This is a genomic window from Burkholderia sp. AU17457 (genome assembly GCF_002223255.1).
Lineage (GTDB): Bacteria > Pseudomonadota > Gammaproteobacteria > Burkholderiales > Burkholderiaceae > Burkholderia > Burkholderia sola.
The window spans coordinates 1,192,592-1,210,761 of record NZ_NKFB01000003.1 but is presented as its reverse complement, the minus strand read 5'-3'; the positions used below and the strand labels follow the sequence as shown (position 1 = coordinate 1,210,761).

The window sequence follows — 18,170 nt, the reverse complement described above, 5'->3', positions numbered from 1 at the left end:
CGCCGTTTCGCCCGACACGCCGCCGCATGCGCAGGCGTTCAAGAATGCCGCGGCCCGGTGATACACTCGCATCACCTCGTCCCTTCCACTCGACATGAAATTCTGCTCCGTCTGCGGCCACGAAGTCCTCGCGCGCATTCCTCCGGGCGACAACCGCGAACGCTTCGTCTGCGATCACTGCGGCACGATCCACTATCAGAATCCGCGCAACGTCGTCGGCACGGTGCCGGTCTGGGGCGACCAGATCCTGCTGTGCCGCCGTGCGATCGAACCGCGCTACGGATTCTGGACGCTGCCGGCCGGTTTCATGGAAATGGGCGAGACGACCGCGGAAGCCGCCGCGCGCGAAACGCTCGAGGAAGCTGGTGCGCGCGTCGAGGTGCAGAACCTGTTCACGCTGCTCAACGTGCCGCACGTACATCAGGTCCACCTGTTCTACCTTGCGCGGCTCACCGATCCGGGTTTCGAAGCCGGCGAGGAAAGCCTCGAAGTGAAACTGTTCGACGAAGCCGACATCCCGTGGGACGAGATCGCGTTTCCGACCGTCAGCCAGACGCTGCGCTTCTTCTTCGCCGATCGGGCCGCCGGCGACTACGGCGTGCACACCGGCGATATCTTCCGCTCGCTGCGCAACGGCTGAGCCCCTGCCCATGGTTCCCTGGCTCGGCCCGGACGATCCGTTTCCGTCCATCGAACGCGCGCTCGGTCCCGCGACCGGCGCGCCCGGGCTGCTCGCCGCGAGCGCCGACCTGCTGCCGTCGCGCCTCATCGACGCCTACCGGCGCGGCATCTTCCCGTGGTACTCGGACGGCCAGCCGGTGCTGTGGTGGAGCCCCGACCCGCGCATGATTCTGGTGCCGGCCGAATTCAAGGTATCGCCGTCACTGCGCAAGACGCTGAAGCGCGTGCTGCGCGCGCCGGAATGGGAAGTGCGCGTCGATCACGACTTTCCCGGCGTGATGCGCGCGTGCGCGCAGGCGCCGCGCCGCGGGCAGCGCGGCACCTGGATCACCGCCGAGATCATCGACGCCTATACGTCGCTCTACCGCTCCGGCAACGCGCACAGCATCGAAACGTGGCGCGACGGACGCCGCGTCGGCGGCCTCTATGGCGTGTCGTTCGGCCGGATGTTTTTCGGCGAGTCGATGTATGCGGACGTGACCGATGCGTCGAAAATCGCGCTGGCCGCGCTCATCGCGCACCTTCGCGACCAGGGGCTGGAAATGATAGACTGCCAGCAGAACACGTCGCATCTAGCGTCGCTCGGCGGCCGCGAGATCGCACGCAAGGCCTTTGTCGCTCACGTGCGCAGCGCGGTAGCCGAACCGCCGATTCCGTGGCAGTTCGACAAGCGCGTGCTCGCCGCGCTGACGAGCCCCGCCGAAACGGCGGCGCCCACCGGGAGCGAGCGCTAGCGCGGCACTCCTTCCCTGCATCGAGAGCTGCCCATGACTCACCCGACTGAGCTGCCGCTTTCACCGCTTTCGGCGCTGCAATTCTATGCAACGGCGCCCTATCCGTGCAGCTATCTGGACGGCCGCATCGCACGCTCGCAAGTCGCGACGCCGAGCCACCTGATCAATTCCGACATCTACACCGAACTCGTGAAGGCCGGCTTCCGTCGCTCCGGCGTCTTCACGTACCGCCCGTACTGCGACGGCTGCCGCGCCTGCGTGCCGGTGCGCGTGCCGGTCGGCGAGTTCGCGCCGACGCGCACGCAGCGCAGGATGTGGAAGCGGCACCGCACGCTGGTCGCAACGGTGTCGCCGCTGCACTACGACGAAGAGCACTACGCGCTCTACATGCGCTACCAGTCCGCGCGCCACGCGGGCGGCGGCATGGATCGCGACAGCCGCGACCAGTATGAACAGTTCCTGCTGCAAAGCCGGATCAACTCGCGCCTCGTCGAATTCCGCGACCTCGACGCACCGGGCGGCGAACCCGGCAAGCTGCGGATGGTCAGCATGATCGACATCCTCGGCGACGGGCTGTCGTCGGTCTACACGTTCTTCGAGCCGGACGACCGGCACACGAGCTACGGCACCTACAACATCCTGTGGCAGATCGAGCAGGCGAAGAGCCTCGGGCTGCCCTACGTGTACCTCGGCTACTGGATTCGCGAGAGCCCGAAGATGGCCTACAAGGCGAACTTCCATCCGCTCGAGGGGCTGATCGACGGCCGCTGGAAGACGCTCGATCCGGAGCGGGTCGACCTGCCGCCCGTCGACGCGGCGCTGGCGCGCGCGCCATTGCCGGGCGGACATTCCGGCTCGGGCTGACGCGCGTCGCGGCGGCTACGAAGCGAAGCACGCCCGTGCCGCGCAACTCCCGGTAAAATAGCGGGTTGTCATTCATTTCGGCCGTCCGCCCCATTCCCGTGTTCAGTTCCCTCTATCCGCTGGCCCGCGCATCCCTGTTCAAAATGGATGCGGAAGACGCTCACCACCTTACGCTGCGCGCGCTCGGCGCGGCCGGCCGCACCGGCCTCGCCTGCGCGCTGTCGGCCCGCGTGCCCGACGCGCCGCGCACCGTGATGGGGCTCACGTTCCGCAACCCGGTCGGCCTCGCGGCCGGCCTCGACAAGGACGGCGCGGCCATCGACGGCCTCGCGGCGCTCGGCTTCGGCTTCATCGAGGTCGGCACGGTCACGCCGCGCCCGCAGCCCGGCAACCCGCGCCCGCGGATGTTCCGGCTGCCGCAGGCCGAAGCGCTGATCAACCGGATGGGCTTCAACAACCACGGCGTCGACCAGTTCGTGAAGAACGTGCAGGCCGCCCGCTATCGCGGCATCCTGGGCCTGAACATCGGCAAGAACGCCGACACGCCGATCGAACGCGCGGCCGAGGATTACCTGTACTGCCTCGAGCGCGTGTACCCGTTCGCGAGCTACGTGACGATCAACATCTCGTCGCCGAACACGAAGAACCTGCGCCAGTTGCAGGGTGCAGGCGAGCTCGACGCGCTGCTCGCCGCGCTGAAGGACAAGCAGCGGCGCCTCGCCGACCTGCACGGCAAGCTCGTGCCGCTCGCGCTGAAGATCGCGCCCGATCTCGACGACGAGCAGGTCAAGGAAATCGGCGACACGCTGCTGCGCCACAAGATCGAAGCGGTGATCGCCACCAATACGACGCTGTCGCGCGCGGCCGTCCAGGGCCTGCCGCACGCGGACGAAGCCGGCGGCCTGTCGGGCCGCCCCGTGTTCGACGCGTCGAACGAAGTGATCCGCAAGCTGCACGCCGAGGTCGGCAACGACGTGCCGATCATCGGTGTCGGCGGCATTTTCTCGGGCGAGGACGCCCGTGCGAAGCTGGCGGCCGGCGCGGCGCTCGTCCAGCTCTATACCGGCTTCATCTATCGCGGCCCGGCGCTCGTGTCGGAATGCGTGAAGGCGATCGCCCGCGAACGCAGCGCGTAATATAGCCATAAACAAACTGTATTTATCCATCGATAGCGTTTTTGCTATCATCGCACCCATATCAGAATCATTGACCCGGACAGGGCAAGGACACACACGATGAAATTTTCGCTGTTGAAGAAGCTGCTGGTTGCCGGCGTGATCGGCACGTCGTTCGCTGCGGCAACCGCCCACGCGGCCGACCTCCTCGACCAGGTCAAACAACGCGGCACGCTGCGCGTCGGCCTCGAAGGCACGTTCCCGCCGTTCAACTCGAAGAACCCGCAAGGCGAACTCGTCGGCTTCGACGTCGACATCGCGAAGGCCGTCGCCGCGAAGCTCGGCGTGAAGGCCGAGTTCGTGACGACCGAATGGAGCGGCATCATCGCGGGCCTGCAGGCCGGCAAGTTCGACGTGATCGTCAACCAGGTGGGCATCACCGACAAGCGCAAGGAAACGCTCGACTTCTCGCCCGCGTACACGTACTCGTCCGCGCAGCTGATCCAGCGCAAGGACGACACGCGCGAGTTCAAGTCGCTGGAAGACCTGAAGGGCAAGAAGCTCGGCGTCGCGCTCGGCACCAACTACATGGACATGGCGAAGTCGGTGCCCGGCATCGACGTGAAGACGTACCCGGGCGCGCCCGAGTACCTGCGCGATCTCGCGGCCGGTCGCCTCGACGCGGCGCTCAACGACCGCCTGATGCTCGCGTACCTGACGAAGAATTCCCAGCTGCCGCTGCGCCCGGGCGCGAACGTCGGCTCGGCGAACCCGTCGGGCATCCCGTTCAAGAAGGGCAACCCGAAGTTTCAGAAGGCGATCGACGACGCGATGGCGCAACTCGAAGCCGACGGCACGTTCACGAAGATCTCCGACAAGTGGTTCGGCATCGACGTGACGAAACCGATCAAGTAAGCACGCCTGCATTTCCCGCCTGACGGCGGGCCGGAAAGGGCGGCATCCGCAACGATGCCGCCCTTTGTTTTATCGGTCCGGTTTATGATTGCGCTTTCGCGCACGCATTCGCTTCGTATTCCATGTCGACAACGTCCCTGCTCGTCCAATCGCTGCCGGTGCTCGCCCAGGGTGCCGTACTGACCGTCAAGTTCGCCGTGCTGTCGATGGTGTTCGGCCTGCTTGGCGCGGTCGTGCTCGCGATGATGGGCATCCGGCAGAGCGAAGCACTCGACGGCTTCGAGCGCATCTGGGTCAATGCGCTCGCGTGGCTGGCGCGCGCGTACGTGAGCCTGATGCGCGGCACGCCGCTGCTCGTGCAGATCTTCGTCATCTATTACGGGCTGCCGAGCCTCGGCATCTCGCTCGACCCGACGCCGGCCGGCGTCATCGCGCTGTCCGCGAACGTCGCGGCGTACATGTCGGAAAGCATGCGCGGCGCGATCAACGGGATCGCGCGCGGCCAGTGGCTCGCCGCGTACAGCCTCGGGCTGTCGTGGGGCCAGACGCTGCGCTACGTGATCGGCCCGCAGGCGCTGCGCATCGCGGTGCCGAGCCTGTCGAACAGCCTGATCAGCCTGATCAAGGACACGTCGCTCGTGTCGGTGATCACCGTGACCGAACTGCTGCGCAGCGCGCAGGAAGTGATCGCCGCGACCTATCAGCCGCTGCCGCTCTATCTCGCCGCCGCGGCCGTGTACTGGATCCTGTGCCAGATTCTCGAATGGGTGCAGCGCTGGTACGAAAAGCGCCTGTCGCTGCCGTCGCGGCACTGAGCCACGCCGTTACGCCGGGCCGCGATCGCGGGCCCGGCGCCCTTCTTTCCGTCTATTCGCCCGAATAGCGCACGCCGAGCACGGCGCGCGCCGCATCGGTCATCGCGATCATCTGCCGCGAATGGTCATGCGTCATGATCGGGCTTTCGGTCTCGCCCGCGCGCAGCAGGTCGCAGAAATGCGCGGTTTCGTAGTTCAGCCCGCCGCCCGCGGCCGGTGCGTCGAGCTCGACGGTGCGCCCGTCCGCATAGCGGATCGTCGCACGCTCGGGGTTCCACCACTTCTCGTGAATCGTCACGTGGCCGCCGGCGGCCGCGATCAGCGCGTCGCCGCGCCCCATCACGTCGAGCCCGCAAAAAAGCTGCGCGATTCCGCCATTCGCATGCACGCTGTTCAGGCTCGCGAACAGGTCGACACCCGTCGCACCGACGCGGCCGAGCGTCTGCACGTCGCGCGCCGCGCCAAGCCAGTCGACGGCGAGAAACGCCTCGTAGATGCCGATATCGAGCAGCGCGCCGCCCGCGCGATCGAGCCGATAGACGGAATGATCGTCCGGCACCGACGACGAGGCGCAGCCCGCCCGCACGAGCCGGATCTCGCCGATCGGATCGTCACGCAAGTGCGCACGCAGTTGACGGTACAGCGGGAAGAATGGCGGCTTCATCGCCTCCATGAAGAGCCGCCCGGCATCGCGCGCCGCGTGCAGCACCGTGTCGAGTTGCGCGGCGTTCAGCGCCGCGGGTTTCTCGCACAGCACGGCCTTGCCGGCAGCCAGCGCGGCCAGCGAGTACTGCGCATGACTGTCATGGAGCGTCGCGATGTAGACCGCGTCGATCTCGCTCGCGAGGAGCGCGTCGAAGCGCGCGGCGGGCGTGCCGCCGTATGTCTCGCAGAAGGCGGCCGCTGCATCGGCGCGGCGGGCCCAGACGCCGGCGAGCGTGGCGCCCGGCACGTGTGCAAGGCTTTGCGCGAAGCGGCGCGCAATGCCGCCTGCACCGACGATGCCGAAGCGCACCGGGCGATGGTCGTTGTCGTTCATCCTGATCTTCCGTGTCGGTCGTATGACGGTTGCCGGCACGCTGCCGGCCGGCCGTCATGATAAACGGCCCGACGGCACACGGATGAGCGACACGCATGGCGTCAGGCGCGCACCGGCACGTCGACCGAGAAATCGCGCGAAATCTCGTCCGCGCTGAAATCGATCAGCGCGAGCGACGCCGCTTCGGCTTCGCGCGGGTCGCGCCGCTCGATCGCATCGACGACGCGCGCATGCGCCTTCACCGCGATGTCGTGCGCGCCTTCCTTCTGCACGACGCGCGGATTCACGAGACGCACTGCGCCGCGCACGATCGCCGCCATCTGCTGGAAGAACTGGTTGCCGCTCGCCTGGACGATCCGCGTGTGCAGCAGCTCGTCCGCCGTGTCGTAGCCGGCGTCGCCCGGCTGCAGCACCTTGAACGCATCGAACGCTTCGCGAATGCCCGCGATATCGGCCGCCGTCGCACGCACCGCCGCCTGCGCGGTCGCACGCGGCTCGATCAGCATCCGGAATTCGATGACGTCGCGCATGAACTGCGGATCGGGCTTTGCCCGAAATCGCCAGCTCACGACGTCCTCGTCGATCATCCGCCAGTCGCGCATCGGCCGCACGCGCGTACCGACTTTTGGACGCACGTCGAGCATGTCGCGCGCAAGCAACATCGACAACGCTTCCCGCATGACCGTGCGGCTTACGTCGAACTCTTTCGACAGCACGTCCTGTGGCGGCAAGATGCCGCCGTACTTGTCTTCGACGATACCCGCGACAAGCCCATCCATCACTTTGGCGACCAGTGACCGGTCTTTGCCCTGCTCCATGACACCTCCCCGTGCGTCGATTTGCGAACACCTGCTCCGCAGTTCCGCCGGCCCTGGTTACTACTCTGTTCTTATGATCTATAAGTTGATGAGTTCGACGATATTTCGCTATCTGGTAAACACCTGACAGGGTTATCCCTCTTTTGAACGAGGTGATTTATACGGCTAAAAAAAAGGCCCGGGAAGCGCGCCGCGCCTGCCGGACCCCGGTTTCCACAAGATTTAACCATCCAATCCATGACGGCCGATACCGCGCCGTTACGGACTGCTTCTCATTCAGATTCAGCCAGCCGGATAAACGATCGTTTCGACGCCGTTTTCCGTGCCGAGCAAGCACAGATTCGCGCCGCGTTCGGCGAACAGGCCGACGGTCACGACGCCCGGCCATGCGTTCACCTGTGCTTCGAAACCACGCGGATCGGCGATCTGCAGGCCCTTCACGTCGATGATCTCGTTGCCGTTGTCGGTGATATACGGCGCGCCGTCCTTCGTCACGCGCACCACGGGCACGCCGCCGAGCGCGGTCACGCGCCGGCCGATCGCCGTGCGCGCCATCGGCACGACCTCGATCGGCAGCGGGAACGCGCCGAGCACCGGCACGCGCTTGCTGGCGTCCGCGATGCAGACGAACGTGTCGGCCACCGACGCGACGATCTTCTCGCGCGTCAGCGCGCCGCCGCCACCCTTGATCATCGCGCCGCCGGCGTCGATCTCGTCGGCGCCGTCGACGTACACCTGAAGCGACTCGATCTCGTTCAGGTCGAACACCTTGATGCCGTGCGATTTCAGGCGTTCGGTCGTGGCGACCGAGCTCGACACGGCGCCGCGATAGCGCGATTTGACGGCGGCGAGCGCGTCGATGAAGCAGTTGGCGGTCGAGCCGGTGCCGACACCGATCACGGCGCCTTCCGGCACGTTCTGGATCACGTAATCGGCGGCGGCCTGGCCGACGAGGCGTTTGAGTTCGTCTTGAGTCATGGCGTGGTAATGCTGCGGGATGGCGAAAAACCGCCAGTTTACCGGAGTCGGTGGGCGCCCCCGCGTTTTTCGGCATGCGCCGCGCCGCGTATTCAGCGCGTGTCGGCCGCCGGTGCGGGGTCCGCCGCTGGCGCGCCGGGGAAGTACTTGTCGAGCAGCGCCTGCGCGATCGCGTCGCTTTCCGCGTCCGGATTGCCCGCGTAATCGGACGGCCTGAAATGCATCTGGAACGCCGCGAACACGCGTTGCGTGCGCGTGTCGAGCACGCCGTCGGTCGGCACGTCGTAGCCGTAGCGCGCGAGCTTGAGCTGCAGTTCGCGCACGTCGACCGGCGCGTGCGGGTCGCGCCCGCCGAGCCGCGCGGCGACGGTCGCGTCGTCCGGCCATGCGCCGACGCCGGCTTGCGCGAGCGCATGCCACGGAAACAGCGGCCCGGGATCGATCTTGCGTTGCGGCGCGACGTCGCTGTGCCCGACCACGCGCGTCGGCGCAATCCCGTAGCGCGCGACGATGTCCTTCGACAGACGGATCAGCGCGTCGACCTGTTCGGGCGGATACGGCTGCCAGGTGCGCCGCTGCGCGTCGAGCGGGCCGCGGTTCACGTTCTCGATGCCGATCGACACCGCGTTCAGCTCGGTCGTGCCCTGCCACTCGCTGACGCCCGCGTGCCACGCGCGCCGCGCCTCTGGAACGAGCTGGTAGACGACGGGCATCCCGCGCTCGGTGCGCGGCTGCGGCGGGATGACGTAATGCACGCTGACCGACTCGCCGGTCAGCGTGCGCAGCGATTTCGTCTCGTCGCTTTCGGTGTAATGCATCACGAGAAAGCGGATCCGCGAATCGGCGCCGCGCGCGTGCAGGCTCGTGTCGGCATAGTAGGCGTCGCGTTCGACGAGCGACGGCGACGTGCAGGCCGCGAGCAGGCCGAGCACGGCGCAGGAAACGCCAACACGAAACAGGGTCATCGGTCGCGGGTTCCGGAGAGCCGCGTGCCGCGTTGCATCGCGGCACGCGTCGTTCGGGTCATTCGACGCCCGCGCGTCGCGCGCGGGACGGATCGGGTCGGCGCCGGGGCAGCCGCGGGCTCAGCCCTTCACGCGCCGCTGGCGCACGGCTTCGTACAGGCACACGCCGCTGGCGACCGACACGTTCAGGCTTTCCACGCTGCCGGCCATCGGGATGCTCATCACTTCGTCGCAGGTGTCGCGCGTGAGCCGGCGCATGCCCTCGCCTTCCGCGCCCATCACGAGCGCGACGGGGCCGTCTAGCTTTGTGTCGTAGAGCGTCGCCGATGCTTCGTCCGACGTGCCGATGATCCACACGCCGGCTTCCTTCAGCTCGCGCAGCGCGCGGGCGAGGTTCGTCACCGTGATGTACGGCACCGTATCCGCCGCGCCGCTCGCCACCTTGGCAGCGGTCGCGTTGAGGCCGACCGCCCGGTCGCGCGGCGCGATCACCGCGTGCGCGCCGGCCGAATCGGCGACCCGCAGGCACGCGCCGAGGTTGTGCGGATCGGTGACGCCGTCGAGCACGAGCAGCAGCGCGGGCCCGTTGATGCCGTCGAGCAGCTCGGACAGGTTCTGCGCGAGCGGCATGTCCTCGACGCGCGCGACGACGCCCTGGTGGCGCTCGGTGTGCGCGAGGCCCCACAGGCGCGTTTCGTCGGCCGCGATCAGCCGCACGCCCGCTTCCTTCGCGGTGTGCAGGAAGTCCTGCATGCGGCGGTCGCGGCGCGTCTGGTCGTACAGCACCTCCGCCACCGTCGATGCATCGTGCCGCAAACGTGCGGTCACCGCATGAAAACCGTAAAGAACCTTCAGACGTGACATGACTGGAACAACCTTCGATCAAACGTGCGGCCGCGCGACGTGCGCAGCCGCGATCCATGGAAAAGGAAAGCGCCGCGTGGCCGGCCGATGACCGGTGACGCGGCGTCTCTCGATACTGCAGGGCGTGCGCGTACGCCGCCCCGAACGCTCAATACTTCTTGCGGGCGCGGGCCTTCTTCGCGGTCGGCTTCGCGGGTGAGCCGCCGCCACCGCCGCCGCCCTTCTTCTTCGCGGCGCCACGCGCGGTGCGCGCTTCCTTCACCGCGACGCTCGGCGCGCTCGCGGCCGTCTTGCGACGCGGCACGGCCTCCTCGACCGGCGGCAGCGCACGCACGCGCGGGCCGCTGCCGTTGCGATCGACGCCGGCAGCCGGCACGGGCGACGGACGCGGCGCCTTCACCGGCGTATCGCGCACAAGGCGGAAATCGATCTTGCGCGCATCGAGATCGACGCGGCTCACCTGCACGCGCACGCGGTCCGACAGGCGATAGCGGATGCCCGTGCGTTCGCCGCGCAGCTCGTTCTTGATCTCGTCGTACTGGAAGTAGTCCGAGCCGAGCTCCGTCACGTGCACGAGCCCTTCGATGAACAGCGTGTCGAGCTGCACGAAAATGCCGAACGACGTCACGCCGTTCACCATCCCGCCGTACTCCTCGCCGAGCTTGTCGCGCATGAAGTAGCACTTGAGCCACGCTTCCACGTCGCGCGACGCCTCGTCCGCACGGCGCTCGTTCGCCGAGCAATGCAGGCCCAGCTCTTCCCAGATCGCCGTGTTCGAGCGCGAACGGCCGCGCGCTTCGTCGTCGGCCTGCTGCATCGCGCGGGCGCGCGGCGACAGCGCGGTATTCAGCTCGAAGCCTTCCGGCGCCTTCGGCGCGTACTTCTTGCCGGACAGGATCGCGTAGATCGCGCGGTGCGTGAGCAGGTCCGGATAGCGGCGGATCGGGCTCGTGAAGTGCGCGTACGCCTCGTACGCGAGACCGAAGTGGCCGATGTTGTCCGGGCTGTAGACCGCCTGCTGCATCGAGCGCAGCAGCATCGGCTGCAGCATCTGCGCGTCCGGCCGGTCGCGGATCTGCGCCATCAGCGCCGCGTAGTCGCTCGCATGCGGCTTGTCGCCGCCGCCGAGCGACAGGCCCATCCCGCGCAGGAACGCACGCAGGTTCTCGAGCTTCTCCGGCGTCGGCCCCGCGTGCACGCGGTACAGGCCCGGATGCTTGTTGCGCTTCAGGAAGTCGGCCGCGCAGACGTTCGCGGCCAGCATGCATTCCTCGATCAGCTTGTGCGCGTCGTTGCGCTGACGCGGCACGATCTGCTCGATCTTGCCCTGCGAATTGCAGACGATGTAGGTCTCGGTCGTGTCGAAGTCGATCGCGCCGCGCTTTTGGCGGGCGGCGAACAGCGACTTGTAGACGCCGTACAGATCCTGCAGGTGCGGCAACAGATCGGCCCGGCGCGCGGCCTCCGGCCCCTTCGTGTTCGACAGCACGGCCGCGACTTCGGTGTACGTCAGGCGCGCCGCCGAGTGGATCACCGCCGGATAGAACTGGTATGCCTTGATCTCGCCGCGCGCGGCGATCACCATGTCGCATGCGAGCACGCAGCGGTCGACCTGCGGATTCAGCGAACAGAGGCCGTTCGACAATTTCTCCGGCAGCATCGGGATCACGCGGCGCGGGAAGTAGACCGACGTACTGCGCTCGAGCGCGTCGGTATCGAGCCCGCTACCCGGCTGCACGTAGTGCGATACGTCGGCGATCGCGACGATCAGCCGGTAGCCGTCGCCGCGACCGACCTTGACCGGCTCGCAGTAGACGGCATCGTCGAAGTCGCGGGCGTCCTCGCCGTCGATCGTCACGAGCGGCACGTCGCGCAGGTCGACGCGGAAACGCAGGTCGGCCGGCCGCACCTTGTCGGGCAGCGCGGCGGCTTCGTCGAGCGCCGGCTGGCTGAATTCGTGCGGCACGCCGTACTTGCGCACCGCGATTTCGATTTCCATGCCCGGATCGTCGATATCGCCGAGCACTTCGACGACACGGCCGAGCGGCTGCGAATGACGGCTCGGGAAATCGGTCAACTCGACGACGACGACCTGCCCGACCTTCGCCTTCTTCACGTTCTGCGTGATCAGGATGTCGTGGCCGATGCGCTTGTCTTCCGGCGCGACGATCAGCGCGCCGTTCTCGTTCAGCAGGCGGCCGATCACGCGCTTGTTCGCGCGCTCGGTGACTTCGACGACATGCCCTTCCGGCCGGCCGCGGCGATCGTAGCCGACGATCCGCGCGAGCACACGGTCGTTGTGCATCACCTTCTGCATTTCGCCGTTCGGCAAGAACAGATCGTCCTGACCGTCGTCGCGGATCACGAACCCGTAGCCGTCGCGATGCCCCTGCACGCGCCCCGCGACGAAATTCGACGGATGGGTCAACTGGTAGTGGCCGCGCTTGTCGAGGCGGATCTGGCCGTCACGTTCCATCGCGGCGACACGCCGGAAGAACCCCTCGCGCTCCTGACGCTTGATCGACAGGGCTTCGGCGATGTCGTTGGCGGCCAGCGGCGCGTCGCTCGTACGCAGCACGCCGAGAATCTCTTCACGGCTCGGAATGGGGTACGGATATTTGCTCAAGGGTTTGTCGATGATTGTTCTCGTTGCGTTGACTGATGGTGCACGGCATCAACATAGAGGTGTCCGTCTGACAGTTCTATATTGACGGCGGCGGGTCATTCTATCACCCGCCCGTGTCGTCAAATGACGGAAAGGCCGCCGGCACGCGCAGCGGCAGCCGGTTTGCGCTGCATCGCAAAAAAGTGTTGACAGGAATAATTGGGGCGCTATAATTTCGCTTCTTTGCAGCAAGCAGCTACTGCAAAACGTGCCCAGGTGGCGGAATTGGTAGACGCACTAGGTTCAGGTCCTAGCGGTGGCAACATCGTGGAGGTTCGAGTCCTCTCCTGGGCACCATCTGTTTTTAAAAAGGTCGGCTTTATGCCGGCCTTTTTTCATTTCGGGCACCGTATTACCGGCACGCGCCTGCCATATGCCCACCACTCCGATCGATAGCAGAATTAATCGCTTATCGATTGCCGTCCCCGTTGGTACGTTAGCCGCCTCGCTTTCAACGAATCCAACGAGGCACCATCCATGATGTCGATGAACCGCCGTGCGTTCGCACGCGCGATGCTGGCCGCCGGTCTGAGCGCCGCCGGCATTCGAGCGCACGCCGAGAACATGCCCATCACGCTGCGCATCGGATACCAGAAATCGTCGACGCTCATCACGCTACTCAAGACGCGCGGCACGCTGGAGCAGTCGCTCGCACCGCTCGGCCTGCGCGTGTCGTGGCATGAATTCGCGAGCGGCCTGCCGCTGACCGAAGCACTCAACGTCGGCGCGCTCGATTTCAGCGCCGACGTGGCCGACACGGTTCCGGTCTTCGCGCAAGCCGCGCATGCCCGTTTCGTGTACGTCGCACAGGAAGCGCCGTCGCCGAAGGCGCAGGCCATCATCGTCAAGCAGGACAGCACGCTGCGCACGCTCACCGATCTCAAGGGCAAGCGGATCGCCGTCACGAAGGCGGCCGGCAGCCACTACCTGCTGCTTGCCGCGCTCGCACGCGCGAAGCTCACCACCAGCGACACCACCATCCACTATCTGACACCGGCGGACGGCCGCGCGGCATTCGAGCGCGGCAGTGTCGATGCCTGGATTACGTGGGATCCGTACGTCGCGTCGGTCGACGCGAATCCCGACGTGCGGATTCTGGCCGACGGCAGCGGTCTCGCGTCATACCAGCGCTATTACCTCGCGTCGAGCAGTTTTGCCGCCGCGCGCCCCGACGTCATCCAGATCGTGTTCGACCGGTTGTCGCAGGCCGGCGCGTGGCTGCGCGACCATCAGCAGGAAGCGGCCCATACCCTGGCGCCGATCTGGGGACTCGACGCAGGGACAATCGAGCGCGCGAATGCGCGACGCAGCTATCTGGTGCGCGCCGTTGCCACGCAGAATTTCGGTGAACAACAGAAGATCGCGGATACGTTTCTCGCAGCCGGCTTGCTGCCGGCCCGCGTCGACACGAGTGAAGCGCTGCGCTGGAATTTCACGGCCAAACGGGCGGAGCCGATCGGCGCGTGATGGCGCGGCTCGCAATATTTTTTGTCATCGATCGAATTGTGTTGACAGCGTTTCCAAGCACGCTATAATCTCTCTTCTTTGCAGCAAGCAGCTACTGCAAAACGTGCCCAGGTGGCGGAATTGGTAGACGCACTAGGTTCAGGTCCTAGCGGTGGCAACATCGTGGAGGTTCGAGTCCTCTCCTGGGCACCATCTGTATTTAAAAAGGTCGGCTTTATGCCGGCCTTTTTTCATTTCGCGCCCAGGAAGCAAAGCGCCTGCGCGCTTTGCACGAGGCCTCGAAAGGCTGCGCTTGCAAGCGCAGCCGGGTCGCACATGGTGACTGAGTCCTCCCCTGGCACCGTCTGTTTTCCAAAAAAGGTCGGCTTCTAACCGACCGCTTCACTTCCGGCGCCGAGTCGCGGTACGTACCGACAGACGCCCCCCCCTCACTCGCAACTCGAATCGACGATTGCGCACATCGACGCCGCGCACGCCCTTCCTCGCCGCAAAACGGTCCCGAATTATTTGCGTTCAAGACCTGAAATTGTATTGACAGACTCCGCCAGCACGCTAAAATAGCGGTCTTCGCATCGCAGCAAGCGAAACGTGCCCAGGTGGCGGAATTGGTAGACGCACTAGGTTCAGGTCCTAGCGGTGGCAACATCGTGGAGGTTCGAGTCCTCTCCTGGGCACCATCTGTTTTTAAAAAGGTCGGCTTTATGCCGGCCTTTTTTCATTTCCGCCGCCGCAAGCGGCGATCCCCCGGCAACATCGTGATTACACCGTCACGCGCACGACATGCCGAATCCCGCGCCGCGCCATCTTCGCGTACGGACATATCGCCTCCGTCTCCGCGACCCGCTCGCGCGCAGCATCTGCATCGACGCCCGGCATGCCGACCGCGACATCGGGCGCGATCGCAAACAGCCCATCCGCCGGATCGCGCTGAAACGTTGCGGTGGCCGCGATCGCGAGATCGGTCGGCAGGCGAATCCGGTGCCGCATCGCAACCAGCGTCGACGCGCCATGAAAGCATGCCGCGAAGCCGGCCACGAATAACTGCTCCGGATTCGTACCGTCACCCGCGTCGTACGATGCATGGCGTTTCTCCCGAGTGCAGACGTGGACGCAGCCTCCGCCGTCCTGCACCCAATGAACGACCGACGCTGCCACCCCCGCATCACGCGGCGCCCGCAGACGTCGCCCTCTTCCGGCTGCGCTGTCGTATGCGGCCCGGCCGGCGATCATGACGCGTGGCCAACGGCAAATCCATCAGACGAATTCGCAATTGCAGGTCATCCGGCGTGCCGCAGGCGGCCGCGCCCGGCCGTCGTTCCCGGACACAACCGGGATTTCCCTAGGCTGACAGGTCGCCGCTCACGCGGTTAAATAAATCAACTTGATTTATTTAATGCGCCGCCGAGCGGTGCGACATGGAAGGAGACGCCATGAGAAGCCCGCACTTCGGCCAGGGAAGCAATTCGGCCAACGTGCGCCGTTACAACGAGCGCCTGCTGCTGAAAACGCTGCGCCGTGCGGGCAGCGCCTCGAAGGCCGATCTCGCCCGTCTCGCGAGCATGACGGGTACGGCGGTCGGTAGCATCATTGCGTCCCTCGCCGACGCGAAGCTGATCGAATTCGCGGGCCGCACCGAAGGCCAGCGCGGCCAGCCGGCTTCGCTGATCCGCCTCGATCCGCGCGGCGCGTTCGGCATCGGCGTCCATCTCGACCGGATGCGCATCGAGACGGCGCTCGTCAACTTCGCGGGCGACGTGCTCGGCCGCCGCTCGCACGACACGCTGCTCCCCGCGCCTGCCGAGGTGCTCGAGATCGTGCGTCACGACATCGACGCGATGCAGGCCCTGCTCCCCGACCATGAACGTGCGCGCCTGACCGGCGTCGGCGTTGCGCAGCCGTACAACCTCGGCGCGTGGATGCGCGAGCTCGGCCTCGCGCCCGATACGTTCCGCGCGTGGGAAGACGTCGATTTCGCGGCCGACCTCGGCCGCACGCTGTCGCTGCCCGTATTCGGCGAAAACGACGGCAACGCGGCCGCGATCGCCGAACTGTTCTACGGGTACGGCCGGCAGTGCGACGACTTCGTCTACCTGTTCATCGGGCCGGCGATCGGCGGCGGAATCGCGATCGACGGCGACTGCCTGCGCGGCGTGACCGGCAATGCCGGCGACATCGCGGTGATTCCGGTGCCGCCTAGCCGGCTGGCGTCCGCGCCGCCGCCGCGCGGCCAGTGGGACATCCTGCTCGCGCGCGCATCGCTGCATGCGCTCGTGCGCCACCTGCGCCATCACGGCGAGACGGTCGAGAACCGCGCCGATCTCGAGGCATGCATCGCCCGCGGCCTGCCTGCCGTCGACGAATGGATCGACGACTGCGTCGACGCGCTCGCGCCGGCGTTGCGCGCGGTGCTGTGCGTGATCGATGCGCCGGTGGTCGTGCTCGACGCCGATACCGACGCGGGCCTGCTCGACGCGGTCACGACCCGCCTGCGCGCGGCGCTCGTAGCCACCGCGCCCGAGGCGCGCGGCACGCCGGTACTCGTGCGCGGCACGTTCGGCGCCGACGCCGGCGCGATCGGCGCCGCCACGCTGCCGATGTTTTTCAACTTCTCCCCGCGGGCCGGCATCCTCAAGGGCGCCCGCACCGATTTGCAGGAGGTCCACCATGTCGCGTTCTGAGTCGCCCCGCCCGCTGCTCGAGATGCGCGGAATCAGCAAGACGTTCCCGGCCGTGCGCGCCCTCGACAACGTCAGTCTCACCGTCTATCCGGGCGAGATCCACTCGCTGATGGGCGAGAACGGCGCGGGCAAATCGACGCTGATGAAGATCCTGTCGGGCGCCTACCGCGCCGACGCCGGCGGCGAGATCCTGATCGACGGCCAACGCATCGACATCGACGGCCCGCTCGCCGCGCGCGATGCCGGCGTGGCGGTGATCTACCAGGAGCTGTGCCTGTCGCCGAATCTGACCGTCGCGGAAAACATCTACATCGGCCGCGAACTGCGCCGCGGCAACCGGCGCTGGGGCACGATCGACCGCGCGGCGATGGCGCGCGGCTGCCAGGACGTGCTCGCGCGCCTGGGCGCCCCGTTCGGGCCCGATACGCTCGTCGACACGCTGTCGATCGCCGAGCAGCAACTCGTCGAAATCGCGCGCGCCGTGCACACCCGCGCCCGCATCCTCGTGATGGACGAGCCGACCACGCCGCTGTCGTCGCGCGAAACCGAACACCTGTTCCGCCTGATCCGCCAGTTGCGCGAGGAAGGTCTCGCGATCATCTACATCAGCCACCGGATGGCGGAGATCTACGAGCTGTCCGATCGCGTGTCGGTGCTGCGCGACGGCACGTACGTCGGCACGCTGGAGCGCGCGGCGCTGTCGGCCGAGCGCCTCGTCGCGATGATGGTCGGCCGCGACATCTCCGGCTTCTACAAGAAGGAACACGCACCGTACGACCCCGGCCATCTGCTGCTGTCGGTGCGCGACATCGCCGACGACGCGCGCGTGCGCGGCTGCAGCTTCGACCTGCATGCCGGCGAGGTGCTCGGCATCGCGGGCCTCGTCGGCGCCGGCCGAACCGAGCTCGCGCGGCTGATCTTCGGGGCCGAGCCGCGCGTGCGCGGCGACGTGAAGCTGGGCGAGCGCACGTTCGGCGCGCACTCGCCGCGGGACGCGATCGATGCGGGGCTCGTCTACCTGACGGAAGACCGCAAGCGCCAGGGCCTGTTCCTCGACATGAGCGTGCGCGACAACATCAACATCTCGGTGTGCAACCGCGATGCGCGGCTCGGCGCGCTCGATCTCGCCCGCGGCGCCGAACGCGCGCGCGACGCGATTGCATCGCTGTCGATCCGCGTCCCGCATGCGAACGTCAACGTCGGCGCGCTGTCCGGCGGCAACCAGCAGAAAGTGCTGCTGTCGCGCCTGCTCGAGACGAAGCCGCGCGTGCTGATCCTCGACGAACCGACGCGCGGCGTCGACATCGGCGCGAAATCCGAGATCTACCGGATCATCAACGAACTGGCCCGTGCCGGCGTGGGCGTGATCGTGATCTCGAGCGAACTGCCGGAAATCATCGGCGTCGCCGACCGTGTGCTCGTGATGCGCGAAGGCGAGATCGCGGGCGAACTCGGCGGCCACACGCATACGCCGATCACGCAGGAAGCGATCATCGCGCTCGCCACCGGCTCGCAGGCCGAACTGGCCGACGCGCACTGAGCGTCGCCCCTTTTCATTTCACTCTCACCTTC

General features: G+C 66.8%; 16 protein-coding genes and 3 tRNA genes. 12 read left to right on the top strand and 7 right to left on the bottom strand.

The window, feature by feature from the left end:
• Positions 1-94: 94 nt before the first annotated feature.
• The 6 genes from CFB49_RS08215 to CFB49_RS08190 all read left to right on the top strand — a co-directional run bounded on the left by CFB49_RS08215 (position 95) and on the right by CFB49_RS08190 (position 5,124).
• Positions 95-640 carry an NUDIX hydrolase gene (locus CFB49_RS08215; RefSeq protein ID WP_006476111.1) on the top strand — a complete coding sequence of 182 codons (546 nt, stop codon included), beginning with the start codon at positions 95-97 and terminating at the stop codon, positions 638-640.
• A gap of 10 nt (positions 641-650) precedes the next feature.
• Positions 651-1,415 carry a leucyl/phenylalanyl-tRNA--protein transferase gene (gene aat / locus CFB49_RS08210; protein ID WP_069621414.1) on the top strand — a complete coding sequence of 255 codons (765 nt, stop codon included), beginning with the start codon at positions 651-653 and terminating at the stop codon, positions 1,413-1,415.
• A gap of 33 nt (positions 1,416-1,448) precedes the next feature.
• Complete coding sequence (locus CFB49_RS08205; protein ID WP_069621413.1) at positions 1,449-2,279, top strand: arginyltransferase; 831 nt, start codon at positions 1,449-1,451, stop codon at positions 2,277-2,279.
• A gap of 98 nt (positions 2,280-2,377) precedes the next feature.
• Positions 2,378-3,415 (top strand): quinone-dependent dihydroorotate dehydrogenase, encoded by a 1,038-nt coding sequence (locus CFB49_RS08200; protein ID WP_069621471.1) that lies wholly within the window; start codon positions 2,378-2,380, stop codon positions 3,413-3,415.
• Positions 3,416-3,514: 99 nt separating this feature from the next.
• Positions 3,515-4,309, top strand: coding sequence for a cystine ABC transporter substrate-binding protein (locus tag CFB49_RS08195; protein ID WP_089434964.1), 795 nt, complete (start codon positions 3,515-3,517; stop codon positions 4,307-4,309).
• Between the two features lie 122 nt (positions 4,310-4,431).
• Positions 4,432-5,124: an amino acid ABC transporter permease gene (locus tag CFB49_RS08190; RefSeq protein ID WP_006484207.1), complete on the top strand. Its 693-nt coding sequence runs from the start codon at positions 4,432-4,434 to the stop codon at positions 5,122-5,124.
• A 52-nt stretch (positions 5,125-5,176) separates the two neighbouring features.
• Here CFB49_RS08190 and CFB49_RS08185 read toward each other — a convergent pair whose 3' ends face one another.
• From CFB49_RS08185 to rnr, 6 genes are all read right to left on the bottom strand, one after another.
• The gene (locus tag CFB49_RS08185; RefSeq protein ID WP_089434963.1) at positions 5,177-6,163 is read right to left on the bottom strand and encodes a Gfo/Idh/MocA family protein; all 987 of its coding nucleotides are present in this window, start codon (positions 6,161-6,163) and stop codon (positions 5,177-5,179) included.
• A 101-nt stretch (positions 6,164-6,264) separates the two neighbouring features.
• A complete protein-coding gene (locus CFB49_RS08180; RefSeq protein WP_069621410.1) occupies positions 6,265-6,981 on the bottom strand; it encodes a FadR/GntR family transcriptional regulator in 717 nt (238 codons plus the stop codon).
• 282 nt (positions 6,982-7,263) lie between these two features.
• On the bottom strand, positions 7,264-7,959 hold the full coding sequence (gene rpiA, locus CFB49_RS08175) for a ribose-5-phosphate isomerase RpiA (RefSeq protein ID WP_089491110.1): 696 nt from the start codon (positions 7,957-7,959) through the stop codon (positions 7,264-7,266).
• Between the two features lie 92 nt (positions 7,960-8,051).
• The gene (locus CFB49_RS08170) at positions 8,052-8,924 is read right to left on the bottom strand and encodes an N-acetylmuramoyl-L-alanine amidase (protein WP_089491109.1); all 873 of its coding nucleotides are present in this window, start codon (positions 8,922-8,924) and stop codon (positions 8,052-8,054) included.
• 120 nt (positions 8,925-9,044) lie between these two features.
• Positions 9,045-9,788, bottom strand: a complete 744-nt coding sequence (gene rlmB, locus CFB49_RS08165; protein WP_050012544.1) for a 23S rRNA (guanosine(2251)-2'-O)-methyltransferase RlmB — start codon at positions 9,786-9,788, stop codon at positions 9,045-9,047.
• Positions 9,789-9,936: 148 nt separating this feature from the next.
• Positions 9,937-12,414, bottom strand: coding sequence for a ribonuclease R (gene rnr / locus CFB49_RS08160; protein ID WP_089491108.1), 2,478 nt, complete (start codon positions 12,412-12,414; stop codon positions 9,937-9,939).
• A 249-nt stretch (positions 12,415-12,663) separates the two neighbouring features.
• Here rnr and CFB49_RS08155 point away from each other — a divergent pair.
• The 4 genes from CFB49_RS08155 (at position 12,664) to CFB49_RS08140 (ending at position 14,597) form a co-directional block, all read left to right on the top strand.
• Positions 12,664-12,750, top strand: a tRNA-Leu gene (locus CFB49_RS08155).
• Between the two features lie 180 nt (positions 12,751-12,930).
• Positions 12,931-13,920: an aliphatic sulfonate ABC transporter substrate-binding protein gene (locus CFB49_RS08150; protein ID WP_089491107.1), complete on the top strand. Its 990-nt coding sequence runs from the start codon at positions 12,931-12,933 to the stop codon at positions 13,918-13,920.
• 105 nt (positions 13,921-14,025) lie between these two features.
• Positions 14,026-14,112: transfer RNA gene (locus CFB49_RS08145), tRNA-Leu, on the top strand.
• 398 nt (positions 14,113-14,510) lie between these two features.
• Positions 14,511-14,597 (top strand) — tRNA-Leu (locus CFB49_RS08140).
• A gap of 82 nt (positions 14,598-14,679) precedes the next feature.
• Here the strand turns inward: CFB49_RS08140 and CFB49_RS36725 are convergent.
• The gene (locus tag CFB49_RS36725) at positions 14,680-15,150 is read right to left on the bottom strand and encodes an OsmC family protein (protein WP_089491106.1); all 471 of its coding nucleotides are present in this window, start codon (positions 15,148-15,150) and stop codon (positions 14,680-14,682) included.
• 200 nt (positions 15,151-15,350) lie between these two features.
• Between CFB49_RS36725 and CFB49_RS08130 the strand changes: the two genes are divergently transcribed.
• Together CFB49_RS08130 and CFB49_RS08125 are read left to right on the top strand one after the other, a co-directional pair.
• Positions 15,351-16,598: an ROK family protein gene (locus tag CFB49_RS08130; RefSeq protein ID WP_069621404.1), complete on the top strand. Its 1,248-nt coding sequence runs from the start codon at positions 15,351-15,353 to the stop codon at positions 16,596-16,598.
• On the top strand, positions 16,585-18,138 hold the full coding sequence (locus tag CFB49_RS08125; RefSeq protein ID WP_089434959.1) for a sugar ABC transporter ATP-binding protein: 1,554 nt from the start codon (positions 16,585-16,587) through the stop codon (positions 18,136-18,138). Before CFB49_RS08130 ends, CFB49_RS08125 begins: the two co-directional genes overlap by 14 nt.
• Positions 18,139-18,170: the final 32 nt, after the last annotated feature.

Excerpts from the sequence above, each read along its gene's own strand:
- CFB49_RS08215 (WP_006476111.1), top strand. The coding sequence starts at position 95 with ATGAAATTCTGCTCCGTCTGCGGCCACGAAGTCCTCGCGCGCATTCCT.
- aat (WP_069621414.1), top strand. The coding sequence starts at position 651 with ATGGTTCCCTGGCTCGGCCCGGACGATCCGTTTCCGTCCATCGAACGC.
- CFB49_RS08205 (WP_069621413.1), top strand. The coding sequence starts at position 1,449 with ATGACTCACCCGACTGAGCTGCCGCTTTCACCGCTTTCGGCGCTGCAA.
- CFB49_RS08195 (WP_089434964.1), top strand. The coding sequence starts at position 3,515 with ATGAAATTTTCGCTGTTGAAGAAGCTGCTGGTTGCCGGCGTGATCGGC.
- CFB49_RS08190 (WP_006484207.1), top strand. The coding sequence starts at position 4,432 with ATGTCGACAACGTCCCTGCTCGTCCAATCGCTGCCGGTGCTCGCCCAG.
- CFB49_RS08185 (WP_089434963.1), bottom strand. The coding sequence starts at position 6,163 with ATGAACGACAACGACCATCGCCCGGTGCGCTTCGGCATCGTCGGTGCA.
- CFB49_RS08180 (WP_069621410.1), bottom strand. The coding sequence starts at position 6,981 with ATGGAGCAGGGCAAAGACCGGTCACTGGTCGCCAAAGTGATGGATGGG.
- rpiA (WP_089491110.1), bottom strand. The coding sequence starts at position 7,959 with ATGACTCAAGACGAACTCAAACGCCTCGTCGGCCAGGCCGCCGCCGAT.
- CFB49_RS08170 (WP_089491109.1), bottom strand. The coding sequence starts at position 8,924 with ATGACCCTGTTTCGTGTTGGCGTTTCCTGCGCCGTGCTCGGCCTGCTC.
- rlmB (WP_050012544.1), bottom strand. The coding sequence starts at position 9,788 with ATGTCACGTCTGAAGGTTCTTTACGGTTTTCATGCGGTGACCGCACGT.
- CFB49_RS08150 (WP_089491107.1), top strand. The coding sequence starts at position 12,931 with ATGATGTCGATGAACCGCCGTGCGTTCGCACGCGCGATGCTGGCCGCC.
- CFB49_RS36725 (WP_089491106.1), bottom strand. The coding sequence starts at position 15,150 with ATGATCGCCGGCCGGGCCGCATACGACAGCGCAGCCGGAAGAGGGCGA.
- CFB49_RS08130 (WP_069621404.1), top strand. The coding sequence starts at position 15,351 with ATGAGAAGCCCGCACTTCGGCCAGGGAAGCAATTCGGCCAACGTGCGC.
- CFB49_RS08125 (WP_089434959.1), top strand. The coding sequence starts at position 16,585 with ATGTCGCGTTCTGAGTCGCCCCGCCCGCTGCTCGAGATGCGCGGAATC.